The organism is Pseudomonas sp. URMO17WK12:I11 (assembly GCF_007677725.1).
In the GTDB taxonomy this organism is placed as follows: domain Bacteria; phylum Pseudomonadota; class Gammaproteobacteria; order Pseudomonadales; family Pseudomonadaceae; genus Aquipseudomonas.
In genome coordinates this window covers 540,929-562,944 of the sequence record NZ_VEDF01000001.1, presented here as the reverse complement: position 1 = coordinate 562,944, position 22,016 = coordinate 540,929, and the positions used below count along the sequence as shown (strand labels likewise).

General features: G+C 63.0%; 18 protein-coding genes and 2 pseudogenes. 11 read left to right on the top strand and 9 right to left on the bottom strand.

Features of this window, described 5'->3' with window-relative positions; genetic code table 11:
• Positions 1–131: 131 nt before the first annotated feature.
• Positions 132–566, top strand: a pseudogene (locus tag FS665_RS02805) (IS5 family transposase); the annotation flags it as partial.
• Between the two features lie 43 nt (positions 567–609).
• Here FS665_RS02805 and codA read toward each other — a convergent pair.
• The gene (gene codA, locus FS665_RS02800) at positions 610–1,851 is read right to left on the bottom strand and encodes a cytosine deaminase (RefSeq protein ID WP_145183028.1); all 1,242 of its coding nucleotides are present in this window, start codon (positions 1,849–1,851) and stop codon (positions 610–612) included.
• Between the two features lie 144 nt (positions 1,852–1,995).
• Here codA and FS665_RS02795 point away from each other — a divergent pair, with 144 nt between their 5' ends.
• Together FS665_RS02795 and FS665_RS02790 are read left to right on the top strand one after the other, a co-directional pair.
• On the top strand, positions 1,996–2,247 hold the full coding sequence (locus tag FS665_RS02795) for a hypothetical protein (RefSeq protein ID WP_145183025.1): 252 nt from the start codon (positions 1,996–1,998) through the stop codon (positions 2,245–2,247).
• A gap of 123 nt (positions 2,248–2,370) precedes the next feature.
• On the top strand, positions 2,371–3,090 hold the full coding sequence (locus tag FS665_RS02790) for a TorF family putative porin (RefSeq protein ID WP_145183022.1): 720 nt from the start codon (positions 2,371–2,373) through the stop codon (positions 3,088–3,090).
• A 36-nt stretch (positions 3,091–3,126) separates the two neighbouring features.
• Here the strand turns inward: FS665_RS02790 and FS665_RS02785 are convergent, their stop codons facing one another.
• The 3 genes from FS665_RS02785 to pobA form a co-directional block, all read right to left on the bottom strand.
• Positions 3,127–4,008, bottom strand: coding sequence for a LysR substrate-binding domain-containing protein (locus FS665_RS02785; protein ID WP_145183019.1), 882 nt, complete (start codon positions 4,006–4,008; stop codon positions 3,127–3,129).
• 71 nt (positions 4,009–4,079) lie between these two features.
• Positions 4,080–5,876, bottom strand: coding sequence for a gamma-glutamyltransferase (gene ggt, locus FS665_RS02780; protein WP_145183016.1), 1,797 nt, complete (start codon positions 5,874–5,876; stop codon positions 4,080–4,082).
• Between the two features lie 69 nt (positions 5,877–5,945).
• Complete coding sequence (gene pobA / locus FS665_RS02775) at positions 5,946–7,133, bottom strand: 4-hydroxybenzoate 3-monooxygenase (protein ID WP_145183013.1); 1,188 nt, start codon at positions 7,131–7,133, stop codon at positions 5,946–5,948.
• Between the two features lie 125 nt (positions 7,134–7,258).
• Here pobA and FS665_RS02770 point away from each other — a divergent pair, with 125 nt between their 5' ends.
• The 3 genes from FS665_RS02770 (at position 7,259) to FS665_RS02760 (ending at position 9,523) form a co-directional block, all read left to right on the top strand.
• Positions 7,259–8,137, top strand: a complete 879-nt coding sequence (locus tag FS665_RS02770; RefSeq protein ID WP_145183010.1) for a helix-turn-helix domain-containing protein — start codon at positions 7,259–7,261, stop codon at positions 8,135–8,137.
• A 73-nt stretch (positions 8,138–8,210) separates the two neighbouring features.
• Positions 8,211–8,609, top strand: a complete 399-nt coding sequence (locus FS665_RS02765; protein ID WP_145183007.1) for a MerR family DNA-binding transcriptional regulator — start codon at positions 8,211–8,213, stop codon at positions 8,607–8,609.
• 14 nt (positions 8,610–8,623) lie between these two features.
• The gene (locus FS665_RS02760; protein WP_145183004.1) at positions 8,624–9,523 is read left to right on the top strand and encodes a hydroxymethylglutaryl-CoA lyase; all 900 of its coding nucleotides are present in this window, start codon (positions 8,624–8,626) and stop codon (positions 9,521–9,523) included.
• Positions 9,524–10,052: 529 nt separating this feature from the next.
• Here the strand turns inward: FS665_RS02760 and FS665_RS02755 are convergent.
• Positions 10,053–10,571 carry an MgtC/SapB family protein gene (locus tag FS665_RS02755; protein ID WP_145183002.1) on the bottom strand — a complete coding sequence of 173 codons (519 nt, stop codon included), beginning with the start codon at positions 10,569–10,571 and terminating at the stop codon, positions 10,053–10,055.
• 138 nt (positions 10,572–10,709) lie between these two features.
• Here FS665_RS02755 and FS665_RS02750 point away from each other — a divergent pair, with 138 nt between their 5' ends.
• The 3 genes from FS665_RS02750 (at position 10,710) to FS665_RS02740 (ending at position 14,659) form a co-directional block, all read left to right on the top strand.
• Entirely contained in the window at positions 10,710–10,949 is a 240-nt protein-coding gene (locus tag FS665_RS02750; RefSeq protein ID WP_145182999.1) for a DUF3203 family protein, read from the top strand.
• A gap of 167 nt (positions 10,950–11,116) precedes the next feature.
• Positions 11,117–12,526 (top strand): GntR family transcriptional regulator MpaR, encoded by a 1,410-nt coding sequence (gene mapR / locus FS665_RS02745; protein ID WP_145182996.1) that lies wholly within the window; start codon positions 11,117–11,119, stop codon positions 12,524–12,526.
• 57 nt (positions 12,527–12,583) lie between these two features.
• Entirely contained in the window at positions 12,584–14,659 is a 2,076-nt protein-coding gene (locus FS665_RS02740) for a PAS domain-containing sensor histidine kinase (RefSeq protein ID WP_256674900.1), read from the top strand.
• A 33-nt stretch (positions 14,660–14,692) separates the two neighbouring features.
• Here FS665_RS02740 and FS665_RS02735 read toward each other — a convergent pair whose 3' ends face one another.
• From FS665_RS02735 to FS665_RS02725, 3 genes are read right to left on the bottom strand one after another with little or no spacing between them, the layout of a single operon-like run.
• Positions 14,693–16,228, bottom strand: a complete 1,536-nt coding sequence (locus FS665_RS02735; protein ID WP_145182992.1) for a DHA2 family efflux MFS transporter permease subunit — start codon at positions 16,226–16,228, stop codon at positions 14,693–14,695.
• On the bottom strand, positions 16,225–17,418 hold the full coding sequence (locus FS665_RS02730; RefSeq protein ID WP_145182989.1) for an HlyD family efflux transporter periplasmic adaptor subunit: 1,194 nt from the start codon (positions 17,416–17,418) through the stop codon (positions 16,225–16,227). The genes FS665_RS02735 and FS665_RS02730 overlap by 4 nt, the downstream gene beginning before the upstream one ends.
• 30 nt (positions 17,419–17,448) lie before the next feature.
• Entirely contained in the window at positions 17,449–17,922 is a 474-nt protein-coding gene (locus tag FS665_RS02725; RefSeq protein WP_145182986.1) for a MarR family winged helix-turn-helix transcriptional regulator, read from the bottom strand.
• A gap of 255 nt (positions 17,923–18,177) precedes the next feature.
• On the opposite strand from FS665_RS02725, the gene FS665_RS02720 reads away from it, so the two are divergent.
• Entirely contained in the window at positions 18,178–19,185 is a 1,008-nt protein-coding gene (locus FS665_RS02720) for a FecR family protein (protein WP_145182983.1), read from the top strand.
• A gap of 2 nt (positions 19,186–19,187) precedes the next feature.
• Here the strand turns inward: FS665_RS02720 and FS665_RS02715 are convergent, their stop codons facing one another.
• On the bottom strand, positions 19,188–20,507 hold the full coding sequence (locus FS665_RS02715) for a Na+/H+ antiporter family protein (RefSeq protein ID WP_145182980.1): 1,320 nt from the start codon (positions 20,505–20,507) through the stop codon (positions 19,188–19,190).
• 47 nt (positions 20,508–20,554) lie between these two features.
• Here FS665_RS02715 and FS665_RS23860 point away from each other — a divergent pair.
• Positions 20,555–22,009 (top strand): annotated as a pseudogene (locus tag FS665_RS23860) (HAMP domain-containing protein); the annotation flags it as partial.
• Positions 22,010–22,016 lie beyond the last annotated feature (7 nt).

The following is a 22,016-nucleotide window of genomic DNA, read 5'->3' as shown; positions in this document are numbered from 1 at the left end:
CTTTTGCATCGACTAAACGACTATCACGTCAGAGTCTAGGTTCTGTACGAAATCCCGGGAACCTGAATCGACGCCCCTTGGAAGCTGAAATTCTGTGGGGTTCGCCGCCATCTACGGAAAGGAATTCTGTAATGGCAAAGCGGTACGAATTCTCGGACGACGCCTGGGTTGTGGTCTCCAATCTTTTCATCGAAACCCATGGCCGGGGGCGACCGCTTCGGAGCAACCGCTTGATGCTCGATGGCGTGCTCTGGGTGGCTCTGCTCTGGTGCTACTTGGCGAGATATGCCGGATCGATTTGGCCCATGATCAACGGTGTATCATCGATTTCGGGGCTGGCGAAACCAGGGGACGTTCGATCAGATGCTCAAACGCTTGCACCTGCGATTGAATGAGCAAGGCTCGATCGATCCTCAAGCCTGGATGATCGACCAGCCGCAGTACGTGCAACCCGAGCTTCATCTGGCGCCGGGAAAAAAAGGCGGTCTGACGAGCCTGCCGATCACGCTTTAGGCCGCAGTCGCAGCGGCCTGACAACCAAAATCCACATGCTCTGCGACGCCAGTGATGAAAAACTGACGTCAACAAAATCACGCCTCAACGCCACCCTCAGCCCAACCGCTCGACATGCGCCGGCGTACGGCGCATCAGCACCTGGCCATTGCGCACCGATACCAGCGCATGACCTTGGCTACGCACCATCTCGTAGTCATCTGGCGCCGAGAGAAGCAGCAGATTGGCCGGGCGGCCCACTTCGATGCCATAACGCTCGCCCAGATTGAGCGTGCGGGCGCTGTTGTCGGTGATCAGGTCCAGGCAGCGCTGCAGGTCTTCGTAACCGAGCATGTGGCAGATGTGCAACCCGGCTTCGAGGATGCGCAGGATATTGCCGTTGCCCAAGGGGTACCACGGGTCGACGATCGAGTCCTGACCGAAGCATACATTCATCCCGGCGCGGTCGATTTCGGCGACGCGGGTCAGGCCGCGACGCTTGGGGTAGCCGTCATAGCGCCCTTGCAGGTGAATGCTTTCGGTCGGGCAGGACACGAAGTTGATTCCCGACATTTTCAGCAGGCGGAACAGCTTGTAGCAGTAGGCGTTGTCGTAGGAGCCCATGGCCACGGTATGGCTGGCGGTGACGCGCGCGCCCATGCCGCGCACCCGCGTCTCCTCGGCCAGCACTTCGAGAAAGCGCGACTGCGGATCGTCGGTTTCATCGCAGTGCACATCGACCAGGCAGCCGGTGCGCTCGGCCAGGTCCATCAGGAACTTGATCGACGACACGCCTTGATCGCGGGTGTTCTCAAAATGCGGGATGCCGCCGACCACATCGGCGCCCATGGCCACCGCTTCGGTCATCAAGGCGCGGCCATTGGCAAATGACTCGATGCCTTCCTGGGGAAACGCGACGATCTGCACGTCGACCCAATCGCGCACCTGCTCGCGCACTTCGACCATGGCCTTGAGTGCGGTGAGGCTGGGATCGGTCACATCGACGTGGGTGCGTACGTGCTGGATGCCATGGTCCACCAGCATGCCGATGGTTTTGGTAGCACGTGCCTTGATGTCCTCGTGGGTGGTCAGTTGCTTGCGTTCGGCCCAGCGTTCAATGCCTTCGAACAAGGTGCCGCTCATGTTCCAGTTAGGCTCGCCGGCCGTCAGCGTGGCGTCCAGGTGAATGTGCGGCTCGACGAACGGCGGCACCACAAGGTTCTGCTGGGCATCGAGGTCGCCAGGTGCACCAGGCGCCGCGCCATCGCCCTGGGCCACGATGGCGGCGATGCGCTGGCCCTGCACCTCGATGCGGTACAGCCCTGGCTTGCCCCGCAGGCGGGCATTGATGATGTTCATGGCGTTGCTCCTTGGCTGTTGTTCTCAGGCTCGCCCAGGGGGTAGCAGGCTCGATAGTCACTATCGACAGCACCAATTTCTAAGCGAGGCAGGCAATCAATATTCTAGCTCCATCGAAACATACACCCTTTCTGGAGCTTCCCGATGACCGCCACGGCCCGCTTGCTGCTCGCTGCCCTGACCGCTACCGCCCTTGCCGTGCTCACCGGTTGCGCCAACCACCCCGAATTGCGCCCCTACACCGCGCAAGAAACCCGCCAATTGCAGCTGGAGTCGCTGCAGCGGCGCGGGCTGTCACTGGATCAATATGAATTGCACAAACGCGTGATCGAGCGCTCGGGCAGTCAGCAAGTGGTCACCGAATCGGCCGAAGCCGACCTGGCCATCAAAGGCTGAACAACCGCGTCGGCGCCTGGCGGCTAGCGCCAACGGTCGCGTGGCGACCGGCACAGGTAGCGCCGCGGTGGCCGACGCAGGTATGCTCGAGCGCTCAAGAGCAAGCCTTCCAGGACGGTGACCATGACCAGGCCACTGCTGATGCTGACTGCGGCCTTCCTTTGCAGCCCGGCACTGCATGCGCAGCAAATCCAACGTCAACTTGGCGATTTCGATTTCAAACTCGGCACCACGCCCTCGCGCAGCATGGCGCAGGGCTTGATCTCGCCGAGTGCGGTCGGCGCCTTTCATGGCGGCCTTGACCTGAGCCACCCCAGCGGCTGGTACATCGGCCAATATGCCCCAAGCATGGGCATGACGCCCGATTCGACCCTGCGCCTGGACAGTTACCTCGGCTACAAGCACCACTTCGACAGCACCCTGGGCTATGAGGTCGGCCTGATTCATTACAGCCAGCCCAAGCTCACGGATGCAGACAGCTACGCACTGTATGGCGGTATTTCGGTGATGGGCAGCCGCTTCGGCGGCGCCTGGCGCGACAATCCCGACAACCGCACCGGCACTCTCTTCGCCGACTTCGGCCGGCTGCCGCTGTTTGACGTCGACCTCACCGTCAAGGTCGCTCACCACAGCCTGGGCACACCGTTCACCATCGGCGATGGCAGCCGCGTGAGTGGCTTCTCTGACTGGTCGCTGGAGCTGTCACGGCCCTGGTTGGGCCTGGATCTCAACCTGATCTACAGCAACTCAGACCTCAGCGGCGGCGGCTGCGATGCCTACGCCGGGATCAATGCCTACTGCGAGAGCGTGGTTACGCTCAAGGCCCAGCGCAATTTCTTCTGATGCGCTGCAGCCTGGAAGCGCGCAAGCGCATGCCGGCTAGATCCCGCCACCTGCCAGCAACTCGGTCATCACCCCGGCCAGCGCCTTGACCATCGCATCGGCGGTCGGCTTGTGCACGATCACGATCTCGTAGCTGTTCACCTCCGGCAAGCCCTGCTGCGCGCCTAGCACCCGGTGTTCGCCGCTGGCCGCGCGCGGCGGCAGCAGGCTGATGCCCATGCCATCGGCGACCGCCGCCTGGATGCCGCTGAGGCTGGAGCTGGTGAAGCTGATGCGCCAGCGCCGGCCCATGCCTTCGATGGCGCTGATCATGTCTTCGCGGTAAAGGCCTCGCGGTGGGAACGTCACCAGCGGGACCGGGTCGAGCTCGAAGGCCGGGAGTCGCGCGCTGTCGATCCACTGCAAGCGTTCAGGCCAGCAGGCCACGCCCTCGCGGCTGTTGCGCCGTTGCTTGAGCAGCACCAGGTCAAGCTCACCATTGTCGAAGGCCTGGCTCAGGTCACGGCACAGGCCACTGGTGACCTCCAGCTTGACTTGCGGATGCTGGCGGCTGAATGCCGACAGTGCGTTGGTGGTGCGCCCGCCGACAAAGTCCTCAGGGACGCCCAAACGTACGGTGACGCCGACCATGGCGCCGGCCAGGGCTTCGAGCATTTGGTCGTTCAGCGCCAGCATGTGGCGGGCATAGCCGAGCAGTGTCTGCCCGGCGTCGGTGGGCAATACATCGCGATTGCCGCGCACCAGCAGGCGGTGGCCGACCATGTCTTCGAGCCTGCGAACTTTCTGGCTGATGGTGGACTGGGTCGAATGCAGCCGGGCCGCCGCGGTAGTGAAGCTGCCGCAGTCGGCCACGACGACGATCGCGCGCAGCAGGTCGAGGTCGAACAGAGCTCTATTCGATTTAACGCTGGTGGACATCTGGGTATTCATCTTTCGAATGGCGAGCGCGACTTCTACCATGGCGCTGTCGGCCCGGCAACGTGCGTTCGCTAATCGCCGAGCGCCACGCCTTCACGCCTTGGATCGGCACCGCCCTCCCAGCCCTGCTCGGTACGCTGAATGATCTGCATGCCACTGGTCATCACCATGGGCGTGACCGGGTGTCCGCGCGCTGCCAGCTGACGCATCAGCGCAGGGCTGATCAACCCTGTCTCCACTTCCGTGCCGGCGTTGCGGCTGCCGAAGTTGGGCAGGTTGGCCGCTTGCTGGGGGTCCAGCCGCCAGTCCAGCAGCGCGATTAGCGCCTTGTTCACATAACCGATGATCTGTGACCCTCCCGGTGACCCGAGGCTGGCCAGCAACTCGCCGGAGCTGCGCGAGAACACCAGCGTCGGTGCCATCGCCGAAAGCGGACGCTTGCCGGGCTGGACCCGATTGGCCACAGGCCGGCCGTTTTCCTCAGGCAGGAACGAGAAGTCCGTCAGGTGGTTGTTGAGCAAGAAGCCGCCGATCATCACATGCGCACCAAAGGCTGATTCAACCGACGTGGTCATGGCCAAGGCCTGGCCCTGGTCATCGACGGCGGACAGGTGCGAGGTGGCAATGCGCAGCGGCGAGCGGTCCGGGGCCATGGCCAGATCTGCACCGGGCGGTGTGCCAGGGCTGGCGCGTTGCATGCTGCGCGCGCCGACTTGCCGGGCACGCTCAGCCAGGTAAGCCGGATCGAGCAGGGCCTTGACCGGCACTGCTACGTAGTCGCTGTCGGCCAGGTACTGAGCGCGGTCGGCGTAGACCAGGCGTTCGGCTTCGGCGATCAGGTGCACCGCCTGCGGCGCAGGCTCGAACCCCGCCGGCGAGGTAATCGGCTGAGGCGCCAGCTTGGCCAGATCATGCGCGGGCGACTGGCGCTGCAAGGCCTCTAGTATGCCCAAGGTTTGCAACACGCTGACCCCACCCGAAGAGGGCGGCGGCATGCCGCAGATGTTCCAGCGCTTGTAGACGGCGCATACCGGCGTGCGCACCTTGGCCTCGTACTGCTGCAGGTCGTCGAGCGACAGCTGCCCTGGGTTGGCGTGGGCGTGCACCGCCGCCACCATGGCGCTGGCGATCTCGCCTCGATAAAACGCCTGTGCGCCCTGCTCGGCGATGTGTTCGAAGGTAGCGGCAAGCGCGGGATTGCGCAGCAGCGTGCCAACGGCCAACGGCGCCCCTTGCTCGTCCAGAAAGTAGTCAGCCATGACCGGCGCGCTGGCGATGAAGCGGTCTTGCGCAATCAGGGTGTGCAGGCGTTGCGACACGGGAAAGCCTTCACGGGCCAGCTTGATCGCTGGCTCGAACAATACCCTCCACGGCAGCTTGCCGTGCTGCTCATGGGCCAGCTCCAAGGCCCGCAACACGCCCGGCACGCCGACCGATCGCCCGCCGATCTGGGCGTCGCGAAAGGCCATGGGCGAGCCATCGGGCTGCAAGAACAAGCGCTCGCTGACCCTAGCCGGTGCCGCTTCGCGGCCGTCATAGGCCTGAACCTGCTGGCCGTCCCAGTACAGAATGAAAGCGCCGCCGCCGATCCCGCTGGACTGCGGCTCGACCAGCGTCAGCACCATCTGCATGGCGATCGCCGCATCGATGGCGCTGCCACCGGCACGCAACATGGCCCGTCCGGCCTGGCTGGCCAGAGGATTGGCAGCCGCAACCATGTGCCGTTTGCCCTGCACTGGCGCCAGGCCGCTGCGGTAGCCCGATTGCGACTCAGGCGCGATGGCTAGCCCTGGCCCGTCGGCCCAGGCCGGCAGCGCGGCGGCGCCCAGGCAGAGAATAAAGATGGACGCGGCAGCGTAGCGGAGCATCGGCGGCTTCCTTGCGCGGGGTGGCAGCTGTGGGTCGCCTGCACGAGCGCTTCGCGCCCTGGCGGCGCGCTACAGCACTTGCTCGTACGGCAACCCAACGTAGTTCTCGGCAATGTTGGCCAAACCGGCGGGCGAGGACAAGAAATACTCGCGATCGGCCTCCTGCATCTTCTGGTCCCAGGCATCCTTGTGTTCGCCGAAGTCGTGCAGCAACTGGGTCATGAACCAGCTGAAGCGCTCGCCCTTCCACACCCGTCGCAAGGCCATCGGCGAGTATTGTTGCAACAGGTCGGTGCGCCCCTCGCGGTAGACCTTGACCAGGATCCGGTACAGATAGTTGACGTCAGAGGCCGCCAGGTTGAGCCCTTTGGCACCTGTAGGCGGCACGATGTGCGCAGCATCGCCGACCAGGAACAGCTGGCCGTACTGCATCGGCTCGACCACCAGGCTGCGCAGCGGGGCAATGCTCTTTTCCAGCGCCGGGCCGGTCACCAGGCGCTGCGCCACATCAGCGGGCAGGCGCGCCTTGAGCTCTGCCCAGAAACGCGCGTCCGGCCAATCCTCCACCTGTTCGCCCAACGGCACCTGCAGGTAATAGCGGCTGCGGGTCTGCGAGCGTTGGCTGCACAGGGAAAAGCCGCGCGCATGATGGGCGTAGATCAGTTCATGGTTGACCGGTGGCGTGTCCGACAACAGGCCGAGCCAGCCGAATGGGTAGACCCGCTCGTAGGTCTGCAGCACCCCGGCCGGAATGCTCTGCCGCGACACGCCATGGAAGCCGTCGCACCCGGCAATGTAGTCGCAGTCCAGGCGCCGGCGTTGGCCGGCGTGCTCGAAGGTCACGTACGGTTTGCCGCCCTTGAGCTCATGCAACTGCACATCGCTGACGTCATGCAGGATCGCTGCGCCATTGGCGGCGCGCGCTTGCATCAGGTCGCGGGTGACTTCGGTCTGGCCGTAGACCATCACCGTCTTGCCGCCGGTCAGCCCCTTGAGGTCCAGGCGCTGCCGGCGCTCGCCCAGCACCAGCTCTACCCCGTCATGAACCAGGCCTTCACGGTCCATGCGCTCGGCGACACCCGCTTCGCGCAGCAGATCGACCGTGCCTTGTTCGAGCACGCCCGCACGAATGCGGCCCAGCACATAGTCAGCGCTCTGGCGCTCGAGAATGACAGTGTCAATGCCAGCGTTGTGCAGCAACTGGCCGAGCAGCAGCCCGGACGGACCTGCGCCAATGATTGCAACCTGAGTGTTCATTGTTGTTATCTCGTGGGTGTTCGTGCTTGCATTTTTACTGACGACAAAGGCCCAATTAATGCGCTTTTTCCGGTTAAACCTGCACTTTTACAAAAATGGTTCGATTAACGGACAGGCCAACCTCCATGAAATCCATTCTAGGCAAGGTGCCGCTGTTTCAGCTCTACGGCGAAAACCACCCCTGGCCGGGCACGGACCTGCTGCATTGCGAGCCCATTCATGCGCGCAGTCGCCCGCATCGCTGGGAAATCAAGCCGCATCAGCACGCCGAGCTGTTTCAACTGCTGCACGTGCAACGCGGGCAGGCCGAGGTGGAAATCGAAGGCGTGCGCAGCACCGTCGCCGAGGCGGCCATCCAGGTGGTGCCGCCACTCACGGTGCATGGTTTTCGCTTCAGCGAAGATATCCAGGGGCATGTCCTGACGTTTGGCGCAGCGCTGGTGGCCGAGCTTGAACAGCGGCTGGGGGCGCCGCTTGGCGTGTTGGCAAAGGCTGCCTGCTATCCGCTGGGCCAGGACCGAGCGCGCCTGCGCGCATTGGTCGAAACCTTGCAGCATGAGTACCAGGGCACCGCGCCGGCACGGGCGACGCTGCTCGAATCACTGATGACCGCACTGATGGTGTGGATCAGTCGCCGCCAGCAGTCAGGTCAGGCACCGCGGACCCGCGATGAGCGCGACCGGCAGGTGCTCGGCGCCTACCTGCGCCTGGTCGAGGCGCATTACCGTGAGCACCTGTCGGTCGAGGCCTTGGCCGGGCGCCTGAACGTCTCGAGCCTGCAACTCAACCAACTATGCCGCACCCTCACCGGGCAAAGCGCCTTGCAGGTCGTGCATCAGCGCCTGCTGCTCGAAGCCCGGCGCAACCTGGCCTACAGCCGCATGAGCATCGGTCAGCTTTCCGATAGCCTGGGCTTCAGCGACCCGACCTACTTCGCCCGCTTCTTCAAGCGCATGAGCGGGCAGACGCCCAATGCCTACCGACGCTCGGTGCAAGCCCGATAAGCGCCGCCGCTGACTTGACGTATACGTCAAGCTGGCTTCAGGATACCGTCATCCATACCCCTCGAGCCCGCGCATGAGCAGCCAGACCTACAGCATCTCCGACCTTTCCCGCGAGCTGGACATCACCACCCGCGCTATCCGCTTTTACGAAGAACAGGGCTTGCTCAGCCCGGAGCGACGGGGCCTGGAACGTATCTACTCAGCTCGTGACAAAGTCAGCCTGAAGCTCATCCTGCGCGGCAAGCGCATCGGCTTCTCACTGGCAGAATGCCGCGAGCTGATCGAGCTGTACGATCCCAGCAGCGGTAACCTCAAGCAACTCAACAGCATGCTCGCCAAGATTGCCGAGCGGCGCACTCAGCTCGAGCAGCAGATGCTCGACATCCACCAGATGCAACTGGAACTCGACACCGCCCAGGAACGCTGCGAGCAAGCCTTGGCGGCCACCTTGAACACTCCAGACAAACGCTGACAGGAAGCTTATCCATGTCCATCCCCACCACTGTGCGCGTAGTCGAAGTCGGCCCGCGCGACGGCCTGCAGAACGAAGCCCAACCGATCAGCGTCGCCGACAAGGTGTGCCTGGTCGATGCGTTGGCCGACGCCGGGCTGCGCTATATCGAAGTCGGCAGCTTCGTCTCGCCCAAATGGGTGCCGCAAATGGCCGGCTCTGCCGAGGTGTTCGCCGCCATCGCGCAGCAGCCCGGGGTCACCTACGCGGCGCTGGCGCCCAACATGCGTGGCTTTGAAGCTGCAGTGGCCGCCGGGGTCAAGGAAGTGGCGGTGTTCGCCGCCGCAACCGAGGCGTTCTCGCAGCGCAACATCAACTGCTCCATCAGCGAGAGCCTGCAGCGCTTCGAACCGATCATGGAGGCTGCCCAGCGCCACGACGTGCGCGTGCGCGGTTATGTGTCGTGCGTGCTGGGCTGCCCCTATGAAGGCAGTGTCAGCGCCGAGCAAGTCGCCCCTGTAGCCAGCGCCCTGTATCAGCTGGGCTGTTACGAGGTGTCGCTGGGCGACACGCTGGGCACCGGAACGCCCGGGGCTACTCGACGGCTCTTCGAAACCGTGGCCGATGTGATTCCGCGCAAGCAATTGGCCGGGCACTTCCATGACACCTACGGCCAGGCACTGGCCAACGTCTATGCCAGCCTGCTCGAAGGCATCAGTGTGTTCGACAGTTCCGTGGCGGGCTTGGGCGGCTGTCCCTATGCCAAGGGTGCAACGGGCAACGTGGCTACCGAGGATCTCGTGTACCTATTGCAGGGCCTGGGCGTCGAAACCGGCATCGACCTCGAACGCTTGATTGTTGCCGGCCAGCGCATCAGCGATGTCCTGGGCCGGGTCAACGGCTCGCGTGTGGCCCGAGCACGTCGGGCACAATGAATTTCATTAAGGTGTCACATGAGTGTGGGTGAGTGTTACCGGCCCCACATCGCGGGGCGAAATATCGGGTAACAGGGAAACAGATAAACCGTCGCGCTGCCTGATGAGCATCCACCAATTTTCATAAATCATTGATTTAAAAGGCTTTTCAAAAGTTGGCACGGCACCTGCTATATCTTTGGTACAAGAACAAGAAAAACGCGAAACCAATAAAAACAACAGGCAACGGCTCTGACATAACAAGAACAACACGGCAGAGGCGCAGCAAGCAGATTTTTTTGGAGTCGACAGGCTTTTCAGGGGCTCGCCCCGCGAACTGACACAGAACAACAAAACCACCGCCAGGTGGCGACAGTCAGATCGGACCCTTTGGGTAAAAGCAGTTCAGCGCTCAAAAAAATACGTTTGCTCTTGATCCCGGATGGGGGTCACCCGCGACATCAAGGCAGGCCTACAAAAACAACAAAAGGCCGGCCTCAATAATAAAAAAGAGCAGGCAACAACGCTTTGGGGGGAGCTTCGGCTCCCCTTAGTGCTTCTTGCCCCCCTCCTCATGTTGCTTCTCCTCGTTCTGCCCCTCGACCTTACCCACCAACAGCGGCATCGTGCCCAGCACCAGTAACGCCAGCACCGTACTGATCAGCGCGGTGGCTTCGCGCCCCATGCCGGCAGCCGTGCCGATGGCGGCGGTCATCCACAGCCCCGCAGCGGTGGTCAGGCCTTTGACATGGCTGGGGTCCTTGCCGTTACCCTTGAGAATGGTGCCCGCCCCCAGGAAGCCGATCCCCGCCACGATCCCCTGGATCACCCGGCTCAGTGCCTGCTCGTCGGCGCCGGCCATGCTTGGCGCAAGCACGAACAAGGCCGCGCCCAGCGACACCAGCATGTGTGTACGCACGCCGGCTGACTTGCCTCGGTGCTCACGCTCGAAGCCCAGCACCGCGCCCAGCAGCGCGGCCATCATCAAGCGCACGAGGATGCGAACCACCTCCTGCACATCGGTGATGTCGGCGAATTCAGCTTCTACGGCTTCCCAGATCAATTCCATGCGTGGTGTTCCACTTCAAACGGCGACTCCTGAGCGATTGACCCCCAGTCAGTGCGCAAAGTGCCCATCGGGCGCCTGCATTGAGCATCCTGCAGCCCCCTGCGGTCACAACCACCATCAGCCCTGGAGCATCACACCATGCCTATCGAAATCGAAGAAAACACCCCACACTGCACGTTGATTGGCGACACGCTTCGTATCGACGCCATGGGACCGGAAATCGAGATCGTCACCGATGAACAACTGCGCATGTCAGTCGCCGTGCTGGTGGGTGAGCGCTTTCCCATCACTGAGGCCGAAGCCGATGCACTGACCGTGGCAGGTGCCAAGGACAACCGCAAGCACCTCAAGGCCAGCGTGCCGGGTTCAGTCATTTGATCGCAGGCGGCCGCTCGGCTGATCTGATATGGTTTTCAGTCGCCGACCTGAGCCTGTGCTGAAAACAGTTTGCAGGTCATAGTGTCTGGGCTATCTCCGGCCCGGCGCAGTGCTGCGTAGAACACTGCTGCGCCCTTCCCCGCCGTTACCCCTGCTTGCGAGCCGCCATGAAACGTTACGAACGCTTTGCCGATGACATCGCCGAACTCATCCGCACCGGCGTGCTCGGCCCTGGCCAACGCGTGCCATCGGTGCGTTATGCCAGTCAGACCCACGGCGTCAGCCCGTCCACCGTCTTTCAAGCCTACTACCTGCTGGAGCGGCGCGGACTGATCCGCGCGCGCCCGCGCTCGGGCTACTTCGTCAACGCCTATGCGCCGCGCCAGATCAGCGAGCCTCAGGCCCAGCCAGTGCTGAGTGAGTCGACCGAGGTGGATGTCAGTGCCCTGGTGTTCTCCATCCTTGAGTCGATCAAGGACCCCCACACCGTACCGTTCGGCTCCGCCTTCCCCAGCCCCGAGCTGTTTCCGTTGCAACGTCTGTCACGCTCGCTGGCCAGCGCGACCCGCGCGATGGACCCGCGCATGGTGGTCACCGACCTGTCACCGGGCAACCCACAACTGCGTCGGCAGATCGCCCTGCGCTACATGGTCGGCGGCTTGATGCTGCCGATCGAAGAACTGCTCATCACCAATGGCGCCTTGGAAGCCCTGAACCTGTGCCTGCAAGCGGTGACCGAGCCGGGTGACCTGGTGGCCATCGAGGCGCCAGCGTTCTATGCCTGCCTGCAGGTATTGGAGCGGCTCAAGCTGAAGGCGGTGGAAATTCCGGTACACCCTCGCGAGGGCATGGACCTGACCGTGCTGGCGCAAACCTTGGACAAACATCCGGTCAAGGCGGTCTGGTGCATGACCAACTTCCAGAACCCGGTAGGCGCGAGCATGCCCGAAGCCAAGAAACAGGCGTTGGTCGAATTGCTGGCGCGGCATCAGGTGCCGTTGATCGAAGACGACGTCTATGCCGAACTGTACTACGCCCAGCAAGCGCCGAAACCGGCCAAGGCCTTCGATACCCAGGGCCTGGTGATGCACTGTGGCTCATTTGCCAAGAGCCTCGCGCCTGGCTACCGCATCGGCTGGGTCGCGGCCGGGCGCTTTGCGCAGAAGATCGAGCGCCTGAAACTCATGACCTCGCTGTGCGCTTCGATGCCCGCCCAGGCCGCGATTGCCGACTACCTGCAGCATGGTGGCTACGATCGCCACCTGCGCAAGCTGCGCTATGCCCTGGAGGGCCAACAAGCCAACATGCTCGCCGCCATCGCTGAACACTTCCCCGCACAGACGCGGGTCAGCCAACCGTCCGGGGGTTACTTCCTGTGGCTGGAGTTGCCCGAGCATGTCGACGCGCTGAAACTGTTCCACCTGGCCTTGGCCCAGGGCATCAGCATTGCGCCGGGTCCGATTTTTTCGCCGACCCGGCGGTTTGGCAATTGCATCAGGCTCAACTACGGCACCCCCTGGCATGCCGGCAGTAGCGAGGCCATGCGCACGCTGGGCAGGATCGTGCGATCGTTTTGATGGCGCTTGGCGAGGCGCTTTTCTATAGTTAGGGCGAGTTTTCATCGAGTCAGCGCCATGTACATCGCCTCGCCATCCGACCAGCACGCGGCCCTCGAAGCGCGTATCGCCCAACTCGAGCAGGAGCTGGAAGACGCACGCTTGAAGGCTACGTGCTTCGAGCTGATTTCCTCGCGAATGGACGAAGGATTCTGCGTGGTCGAATTGCTGACCGACGAGCACGGACGCTATCACGATTACCGCTACCTGCTGACCAATGGCGCGTGCCTGCATCACACCGGCCACCCCAAGAAAATGGGCCAGACCGCCCGGCAGATCATCCCGGCTGAAGCTGATCAGTGGCTGGAATACTTCGCCGAGGTCGCACGTACCGGTCAACCGATCAGTTTCGAGAAACGCCTTGAAGTCACCAACCGCCTGTTGTTTCTGACCGTGCAACGCCTGGAGCCTGCACAGCTCAACCGACTGGCCATCCAGTTCACGGCGCAGACCGCCGGTGAACCCGAACGCGACCGCCTGTGGCAACGTAACGCCGACCTGAACCAGCGCGTCACCCAGGCCCAGGCCAACAGCAAGCTGCTTGGCGAATTGGTCGATCACAGCCTGGCCAACGTGTTCGCAGCCGACCGCAGCCTGCGCTTGCTGGCGATCAACCGCACGGCCCAGGAGACCTTCAAGCGCCTGCGCGGTTTCGCCCCTCAGGTCGGTGACTTCATCCCGCAATTTCTTGCCCGGCATCCTGACCTGATGAGCCGGCTGGAACCGGTGTGGCCGCGCCTGATGTCCGGTGAGGCTTTCACTGAAATACTCGCCGTGGGCATGCCCGATGCACTGCGCCACTACGAGATTCTGTATAACCCATTGCGCGATGAACAACAGCGCATCCAGGGTGGCTATCTGTTCGCCTATGACATCACCGACCGGGTCAACGAGCAGGAACGCCTGCGCGAAACCGAGCGGGCCCTGCGCCAATCGCAGAAGATGGAGGCGGTCGGCCAATTGACCGGTGGCATCGCCCATGATTTCAACAACTTGCTCGGCAGCATCATGGGTGCGCTGGAAATGGCCGCCAAACACCACGGCAAGCAGCGCCATCACGAGACGTTGCGCCTGATCGGTGTGGCGCAGCACGGCGTGCAGAGTGCCGCCTCGCTGGTACAGCGGTTGCTGGCGTTTTCGCGCCAGCAGACCTTGATGCCGCAGCCTGTGGATGTACACGCGCTGGTTGGCGGCATGCAGGACCTGATCAACAGCTCAACCAACCGCAACATCGAATTCGTCAACCAGACCGTGCCTGGGCAATGGCCGATTCTGGTCGACCCCCCGCAGTTGGAAAGTGCACTGATCAACCTGTTCCTCAACGCCCGCGACGCCATGCCATTGGGCGGTGTGCTAAGCATTGCCAGCGTCAACGCCCGTTTCGATGCTGCTAGCGCGCAAGGCCTGGAAATGCCCCCCGGCGAATACCTGCACATTCAGGTCAAGGACAGCGGCGTGGGCATGCCAGCGGAGGTGGCGCGGCGCGCGCTCGATCCATTCTTCACCACCAAACCCCTTGGCGAGGGTTCAGGCCTGGGGCTATCGATGGTCTATGGCTTCGTGCGCCAATCCGGTGGGCAATTACACATCACCAGCGCCTGCGGCGAGGGCACCGTCATCGATCTTTACCTGCCCAGACACCTCGGTGCTGCGCAACCGCCGACGGTAGCCGCGCCCAGCATGGTCAACCTGCCCAGCACCCCTTTGCATCTGTGCACGGTCTTGGTGGAAGATCAGGACGTGTTACGCCTGCTGATCACTGACCTGCTGGAAGACTGTGGCCATGACGTGCATTCCTATGCCAATGCGCGCCAGGCACTGGCGGCAGTCAAGGCAGGGCTGAGCCCCGGCCTGTTGATCACCGACGTCGGTTTGCCAGGGCGCTTCGACGGCCACCAACTGGCCCACGAATGCCGCCAGTTGTGCAGCGACCTGCCGGTGTTGTTCATCAGCGGCTACAGTCCCAATGCGGCCTTGCCGGCAACAGCGCTGGGCGAGCGCGACGATATCCTGTTCAAGCCGTTTGAGCTGACCGTACTCAAGCAGCGCATCGCCCAGCTACTACAACGCCAGCCGCTGCGCAGCGAGCGGTAACAGCGCTTTCACGAGGCTACCGCCCGCCAGGTGTCAGTGGCCTGCCGAAGGCGGCCCGGCCTTGGCAGTAAACGGTGGCTTGGCCAGCCATACCAGTAGAATCAGCCCCGCGAATATCCAGGTCATCAGCGTGAAATAATCCACGGTCGACATCATGTAGGCCTGGGCGTTGACGATACGCTCCAGTTGGGCGTAGTTCTGCATGTTGGCCCCGCCCAACTGCTCGAGCGTATGGCGCGTGGCCGGGTCGAACTGGCTGATGTGCTCACTGAGGTAGGCATGATGCTGGTCGGCGCGGCGAATCCAGATCCAGGTGGTCAAGGAGGCCGCGAAGCTGCCGCCAAGCGTGCGCAGGAACGTCGCCAGCCCGGAGCCATCGGCGATCTGCTGCGGCGGCAGGTCCGAGAGCAGGATGCTCAAGGTCGGCATGAAGAACAGCGCCACGCCAATGCCCATGAACAGCTGCACTAGGGCGATATGCTGGAAGTCCACCTCACTGGTGAAGCCCGCACGCATGTAGCAGCTGGTGCCGATGGCCAGAAACGCAAGCCCGGCCAGCAGCCGCAGGTCGAAGCGGTGCGCGTACTTGCCCACGAACGGAGACATGATCACCGGCAGCAGGCCGATCGGCGCAACCGCGAGCCCTGCCCAGGTCGCGGTGTAGCCCATCTGCGTCTGCAGCCACTGGGGCAGGATCAGGTTGATACCGAAGAACCCGGCGTAGCCGCCGACCAGCACGATGGTGCCGACCCGGAAATTGCGGTACGCAAACAGGCGCAGATTGACCACCGGGTGACGGTCGGTCAGCTCCCAGATGACGAAGATCGCCAGGAATACCACCGAGATCAGGCTGCCGATGATGATGAACGAGGACTCGAACCAATCCAGGTCATTGCCTTTGTCCAGCACCACCTGCAGTGCGCCTACGCCGACGATCAACGTCAACAGGCCGATGTAGTCCATCGGTTGCCGGCTGGTGACCACCGGGCGCGCCCGCATCTGCTGACGCACCACCGCTGCAGCGAACAAGCCGATCGGTACGTTGATGAAGAAGATCCACGGCCAGCTGTAGCTGTCGGTGATCCATCCGCCCAGTATCGGCCCGGCGATCGGCGCCACCACGGTCACCATCGCCAGCAACGCCAGGGCCATCCCCCGCTTGGCCGGCGGATAGACGGCGATGAGCAGGGTCTGGGTCATCGGGTACAGCGGCCCGGCCACCACCCCCTGCAGCACTCGGAAGCCCACCAGCTCCGGCATCGACTGGGCGATGCCGCACAGAAACGACGCCAGCACGAACAGCAATGTGGCCCAGATGAACAGCTTCACTTCGCCAAACCGCCGGCTCAGCCACCCGGTCAACGGCAAAGCGATGGCGTTGCTCACCGCAAACGAGGTGATCACCCAGGTGCCTTGCTCGTAACTGACGCCAAGGTTACCGGAGATGGTCGGCAGCGCGACGTTGGCGATGGTGGTGTCGAGCACCTGCATGAAGGTCGCCAGCGACAGGCCGATGGTGGTCAGCAGCAAGCTCGGCGGGGTGAACTGCGCCTTGGCATTGTCGCTCATCGGTTGGCCGTCTTGCCTTGGGCGCTGTTGTCATGGATCAGCCGCGCGATCAAGGCATCGGCCTCGACCAACTGGCGGTCATACACCTGGGTGGTGTAGCTGGCCTGCTGCGGCGGTTGCTGGGCCAGGGCCGGGCCGCTCTGATCGTGCAGGTCGACCTCGACCACGGTGGACAGCCCGATGCGCAGCGGATGGTCCTTGAGCTGGTCCGCGTTCAGGTGAATACGCACCGGCACGCGCTGAACGATCTTGATCCAGTTGCCGGTGGCATTCTGCGCCGGCAACAAGGCGAAAGCGCTACCAGTGCCGGCGCCCAGGCTGTCTACCGTGCCGCTGTACTTGACGTCGCTGCCATACAGGTCGGCGCTGATTTCGACTGGCTGGCCGATGCGCATGTCGCGCAATTGAGTTTCCTTGAAGTTAGCGTCGATCCACACCTCGTTCAGCGGAATCACCGCCATGGTCGCAATGCCTGGCTGCAAGCGCTGACCGAGCTGCACGGTACGCTTGGCGACATAGCCGGTAACCGGTGCCACCAAGGTCGTGCGCGCATGGTCGAGGTAGGCCTGGCGCAGATCGGCAGCGGCTGCCATCACTTCGGGATGCGATGAGATGACGGTGTCGTCGACCAGTGCCGTGCTGGTGTTGAGCTGCTGGCGCGCACTGTTCACCGCCGCCTGCGCAACAGTCAGCGCATCACGGGCGTGGGACAGTTCTTCGGCGGCGATGGCGCCGCTTTGCGCCAGCATCTTGCGGCGGTTGTAGTCCTGCTGGGCCTTTTGCAGTTCGGCCTGGCGGGTTTGCAGCTGAGCCTTGAGCGAATCGACATTGCTATACAGCCCGCGCACCTGGCGCACGGTACGCGCCAGCTTGGCTTCGGCAGACTGCAAGGCCACCTCGCTGTCGGCGGGGTCGAACTGCAGCAGCACTTGGCCGGCATGCACCAGGTCGCCGTCATCGGCGCCAATGCTGGTGACCGTGCCGGTGACCAATGGGGTGATTTCCACCACGTTACCGTTGACGTAGGCGTCGTCGGTACTCTCGTGCCAGCGCCCTACCAGGCTGTACCAGGCCCAGGTGCCGGCACCTGCGAGCAATACCAGCACCAGCAGGCCGAGCAGCCACAGTTTGCGCTTGCCCGACGCGGGTGCGTCGGCGGAGGGGGATGAGGTGTCTGTGGGAGTGGCCATGACAATACCTTGGAATATGCGTAACAGGGATCAACGATCGCCGAAACGGCGGATCGTGAGGGGGTCGCCAGCGCCCAGGAGGACCTTGGCCAGCAACCCTTCAAGACTTTTCAGCTCGTCAGGCTGCAATACGCCGACCAGCTCATTCAGCGCCGCCGCGCCAATCTCTGGCAAACGGTCGGCCAGGCGCTGGCCATCGGCGCTCAAGGCCAGACGCACCTGGCGACGGTCATCGGCGCAGCGGTTGCGCACGATCAAGCCCTTCTGCTCCAGGCGGTCGAGCATGCGCGTCATCGATCCGCTGTCCAGGCCCAGGTAGCGACACAGCTCTGCTGGCGTGTCCACCTCATATTGAGTGACGATGATCAGCACCTTGAACTGCGCTGCGGTCACCCCTTCCGATTCCAGGTGCCAATCAAGAATACGGTCCTTGAGGATCGCCGCTCGGCCCAACAGCACGCCAATGGCACAGCTATGGAAATTCTCCGGGGTGAAATGCGACATCGGTATCGACTCGGGCAATTGTTTTAAAATATTACTGCCTAGGCAGTGAATGTCAAAGCTTTGATTAGCGGCCTATGTAAAAATCCTACCGCCGGTATGGACCCCTCCCACGCCCGGATGGGCGCGAAATGTTCTCAAACGTGGAATATTCCGTGTTCATCAGTCAAAAACGCAGTGGAATGATAGTCATTCGCCATTACCTTGGTTCTCGCAGGACGCCCGCCAAGGGTAGAATGCGCAAAACCTGGAGCCACGATGAACCACGACAGCCTCATTCCCAGCCAAGACGACGCCATCACCGACGCCGCCGCACATTGGTGCATGCGCCTGCATGCCGATGACTGCACCGAGGCTGAGCGCGAAGCCTTCGCCCGCTGGCTGGCCGCGAATCCGCGGCATGCCGAGGAATACCAGGCGATACTGGAGATCTGGCAAACCGCCGATCTGCTACCACGAAGCGCGACGCCGATCGACCTTCCTGCGCTGGCCCGCCCCTCGCGCCAGGCCCGCAACTGGCGGCCGATGGCTTCGGCTGCCGCGCTGGCATTGCTGGTTCTACCCTTGGGCGCCTGGATCGGCTGGGAGCAAGGCTGGCTGCCCAATGACTACCAGCATTTCGAAGCGGGCAGGCAGCGGCAGACCGTGCAGTTGGGCGACGGCAGCACGGTCGAGCTGAACCTCAACACGGAACTGACCTACCTGAACTTCAAGGATCGGCGTCAGGTCACCCTTGGCCAGGGCGAGGCGTTCTTCAAAGTGCACCACGACAGCAGCCATCCTTTCGTGGTGCGCGCCGGTCGCGGGCAGACGCGAGTGACCGGCACCCAGTTCAACGTCTGGAAGTACCAGGACCAGGTCAAGGTCACCTTGGTGCAGGGCTCGGTGCTGGTCAGCAGCGATGGCGATGCCGGCGGCTACCGGCTTGGCCCGGGCATGCAGGCCACCTACCACACCGGCGACTTCGAGCCGCAATTGGCCGAGCACGACGACTACGCCAACAGCCTGGCCTGGCGATCAGGCAAGCTGGTGCTCGACAACCTGCCGTTGGAGCAGGCACTGCCGGTCATCAACCGTTACCTGGACGCCCCGCTGCTGCTGGCCGATGCCGGCACCGGGCGCATCCGCATCAGCGGGATCTACAACACCGGCGAGGTGGCACGGCTGGTGGACAACCTGCCCAAGGTGCTGCCGGTTTACCTGACCCGCAGCAAAGACGGCAGCACCGTGCTCAACAGCATATCGCCGCCGCCGCGCAGGGGCTGAACCTACAGCGTCATCGCCGCCAGCCAGCCGAAGGCCAGCAGCGGCAAGTTGTAGTGGATGAAGGTCGGGACCACCGTGTCCCAGATGTGATGGTGCTGGCCATCGACGTTCAACCCCGAGGTCGGCCCCAAGGTCGAGTCTGAGGCCGGTGAGCCGGCATCGCCCAGTGCCCCTGCCGTCCCCACGATGCACACGGTCGCCAGCGGATCGAAGCCCAGCTGCACGCACAACGGCACGAAGATCGCCGCCAGGATCGGCACCGTCGAAAACGACGAACCGATGCCCATGGTCACCAGCAGCCCCACCAACAGCATCAACAGCGCACCGACACCTTTGCTGTGATCGATCCACTGCGCCGACGCCTCGACCAGCCCTTTGACTTCGCCGGTGGCCTTCAACACATCGGCGAAGCCCGAGGAAGCGATCATGATGAAGCCGATCATGGCCATCATCTTCATGCCCTCGGTGAACAGGTCGTCGGTGTCTTTCCAGCGCACGATGCCCGACAGCGAGAAGATCAGGAAGCCGACCATCGCCCCGATGATCATCGAGTCCAGCCACAGCTGCACGATGAACGCCGAAGCGATGGCCAACCCGGCTACCAGCAGGGTCATGGGGTTGTAGCTGACGCTGACCTGCTCGACTTGCTCGATGCGCGCCAGGTCGTAGTCACGTTTCTTGCGGTAGCTGATGAACACCGCGATCAGCAGGCCAACCAACATGCCAGCCGCCGGGATGGCCATGGCATGGGTCACGTTGACGCCACTGATGTCGACGCCGGCGCGGGCGACATTGGCCAGCAGAATCTGATTGAGAAAGATATTGCCGAACCCTACTGGCAGGAACATGTACGGCGTGATCAGGCCGAAGGTGATAGTGCAGGCGATCAACCGGCGGTCGATGCGCAGGCGGGTCATTACGTACAGCAGTGGCGGCACCAGCAGCGGGATGAAAGCGATGTGAATGGGCAGGATGTTCTGCGAGCACACTGCCACCACCAGCATCAGGCCAATCAACAGCCACTTGAGCTTGCCGCCCTCGCCGTGACCTTGACGGTCGACCAACGCCAGGGCGCGGTCGGCCAGGGCATGCGCCAAGCCAGACTTGGCAATCGCGACAGCGAAAGCGCCCAGTAGCGCATAGGACAGCGCCACCGTTGCGCCGCCTCCCAAGCCGCCATTGAACGCTTTGAGGGTACCCTCGATACCCAATCCACCGACCAGGCCACCGATCAATGCGCCGATGATCAAGGCGATCACCACATGCACCCGTGACAGGCTGAGAATCAGCATGATGCCTACAGCGGCGATCACTGCATTCATGGTTTGGGGTTCCTCGCGACGGACAAAAAAGCGCGCACTCTGAAGCAATGGCCACGGGATGTCAAAAGCGCCACGGGGCGGCGCATTACCCGCGAGCGTTTAAATTGAATGCTCGAATAAAGAAAAACCGGCGTGGGTCGATACAGCGATGGGCCGGCGTGCATGTCTTGCCCTGTCACCATCAAAACCCTGCAATTGAAAAGGGACTCGACACCATGCCTTTGCGACAACTTTCCATCCAGTGGAAAATCACCCTGCTCGCCGGTCTGTGCCTTGCCGGCATCGTCACCCTGCTGGTCGGCCTATCGCTGTACCGCATGGATCACAGCTCGGACCTGGTCAAGGCCAGTAGCACCCAGATGCTCAGCGAGTCGGCGCAGGCGCGCATCGAATCGCAGGGCGAAGTCCAGGCGCTGAACATCCGTCGCCAGTTCATGGATGCCTACCAGTACGGCGCCGGGTTTTCCCGCCAGGTGTTGTTCTTGCGTGAACAGGCGGAAAAACGTTTTCTCGATGCCTTCGACCTGCGCGAGGACATGACCCGTCAGGTGCGTGCGGCATTGCAGGCCAACCCCGACCTGCTGGGCCTGTCGCTGGTGTTCGAAGCCAACGCCCTGGACAACAAGGACAGCCTGTTCGTCGGCAAGCCCGAGCTTGGCAGCAACGAAACCGGGCGCTTTGCCCTGTACTGGTCGCAGCCGCGTGCTGGCCAACTGACCGCCTTGGCCTTGCCCGAGCACGACATGGCCAACACCGACATCGGCCCCAGTGGGCAGCCGGCCAACACCTGGTGGACCTGCCCGCGCAGCAGCGGCAAGGTCTGCGTCGTCGAGCCTTATTTCTACGACATCGACGGCCAGCGCGTGCTGATGACCAGCATCGTCTTCCCGCTGTCGGTCGACGGCAAGATCATCGCCACCCTGTCGGTGGACATCAACCTCAACAGCCTGCAAGCCTTGAGCGAGGACGCCAGCCGCGGCCTGTACCAAGGCAAGTCCACGGTGGGTATTTTAAGCCCGGTCGGCTTGCTCGCCGGCTACAGTGCCGATGCCAGCAAGCTGGCGCAGCGCTTCGACCAGATCGACGCTCGCCAGGGCGCAGAGCTGGTACGCACGCTCGCTCAGGGCAAGCTGACCATCCACCATGATCAGGCTCGGCTCAAGGTGCTCGCAGCCTTTGCCCCGGTACCCGGCGCGCAACCGTGGGGCGTGCTGCTCGATGTACCGGAAAATGCCCTGACCGGCCCTGCCGAAGCGCTCAAGCAGGAGCTGGACAGCCTCAACACCAGCGGCACCCTGTTGGAATTGAGCCTGGGGGTGGCCGCGGCGGTGCTTGGCCTGCTGCTGATATGGCTGATGGCACGTGGTGTGACCAAGCCGATTCTAGGAGTCGCGGCCATGCTCAAGGACATTGCCAGCGGTGAAGGCGACCTGACCCGCCGCCTGGCCTATGACAAGCGCGACGAGCTGGGTGAGCTGGCCGGCTGGTTCAACCGCTTCCTCGACAAGC

Coding starts and splice junctions, on each gene's coding strand:
- codA (WP_145183028.1), bottom strand. CDS start 1,851: ATGAACATCATCAATGCCCGCCTGCGGGGCAAGCCAGGGCTGTACCGC.
- FS665_RS02795 (WP_145183025.1), top strand. CDS start 1,996: ATGACCGCCACGGCCCGCTTGCTGCTCGCTGCCCTGACCGCTACCGCC.
- FS665_RS02790 (WP_145183022.1), top strand. CDS start 2,371: ATGACCAGGCCACTGCTGATGCTGACTGCGGCCTTCCTTTGCAGCCCG.
- FS665_RS02725 (WP_145182986.1), bottom strand. CDS start 17,922: ATGTCGCATTTCACCCCGGAGAATTTCCATAGCTGTGCCATTGGCGTG.
- ggt (WP_145183016.1), bottom strand. CDS start 5,876: ATGCTCCGCTACGCTGCCGCGTCCATCTTTATTCTCTGCCTGGGCGCC.
- FS665_RS02735 (WP_145182992.1), bottom strand. CDS start 16,228: ATGAGCGACAATGCCAAGGCGCAGTTCACCCCGCCGAGCTTGCTGCTG.
- FS665_RS02760 (WP_145183004.1), top strand. CDS start 8,624: ATGTCCATCCCCACCACTGTGCGCGTAGTCGAAGTCGGCCCGCGCGAC.
- FS665_RS02785 (WP_145183019.1), bottom strand. CDS start 4,008: ATGTCCACCAGCGTTAAATCGAATAGAGCTCTGTTCGACCTCGACCTG.
- mapR (WP_145182996.1), top strand. CDS start 11,117: ATGAAACGTTACGAACGCTTTGCCGATGACATCGCCGAACTCATCCGC.
- FS665_RS02765 (WP_145183007.1), top strand. CDS start 8,211: ATGAGCAGCCAGACCTACAGCATCTCCGACCTTTCCCGCGAGCTGGAC.
- FS665_RS02755 (WP_145183002.1), bottom strand. CDS start 10,571: ATGGAATTGATCTGGGAAGCCGTAGAAGCTGAATTCGCCGACATCACC.
- pobA (WP_145183013.1), bottom strand. CDS start 7,133: ATGAACACTCAGGTTGCAATCATTGGCGCAGGTCCGTCCGGGCTGCTG.
- FS665_RS02730 (WP_145182989.1), bottom strand. CDS start 17,418: ATGGCCACTCCCACAGACACCTCATCCCCCTCCGCCGACGCACCCGCG.
- FS665_RS02715 (WP_145182980.1), bottom strand. CDS start 20,507: ATGAATGCAGTGATCGCCGCTGTAGGCATCATGCTGATTCTCAGCCTG.
- FS665_RS02750 (WP_145182999.1), top strand. CDS start 10,710: ATGCCTATCGAAATCGAAGAAAACACCCCACACTGCACGTTGATTGGC.
- FS665_RS02720 (WP_145182983.1), top strand. CDS start 18,178: ATGAACCACGACAGCCTCATTCCCAGCCAAGACGACGCCATCACCGAC.
- FS665_RS02740 (WP_256674900.1), top strand. CDS start 12,584: ATGTACATCGCCTCGCCATCCGACCAGCACGCGGCCCTCGAAGCGCGT.
- FS665_RS02770 (WP_145183010.1), top strand. CDS start 7,259: ATGAAATCCATTCTAGGCAAGGTGCCGCTGTTTCAGCTCTACGGCGAA.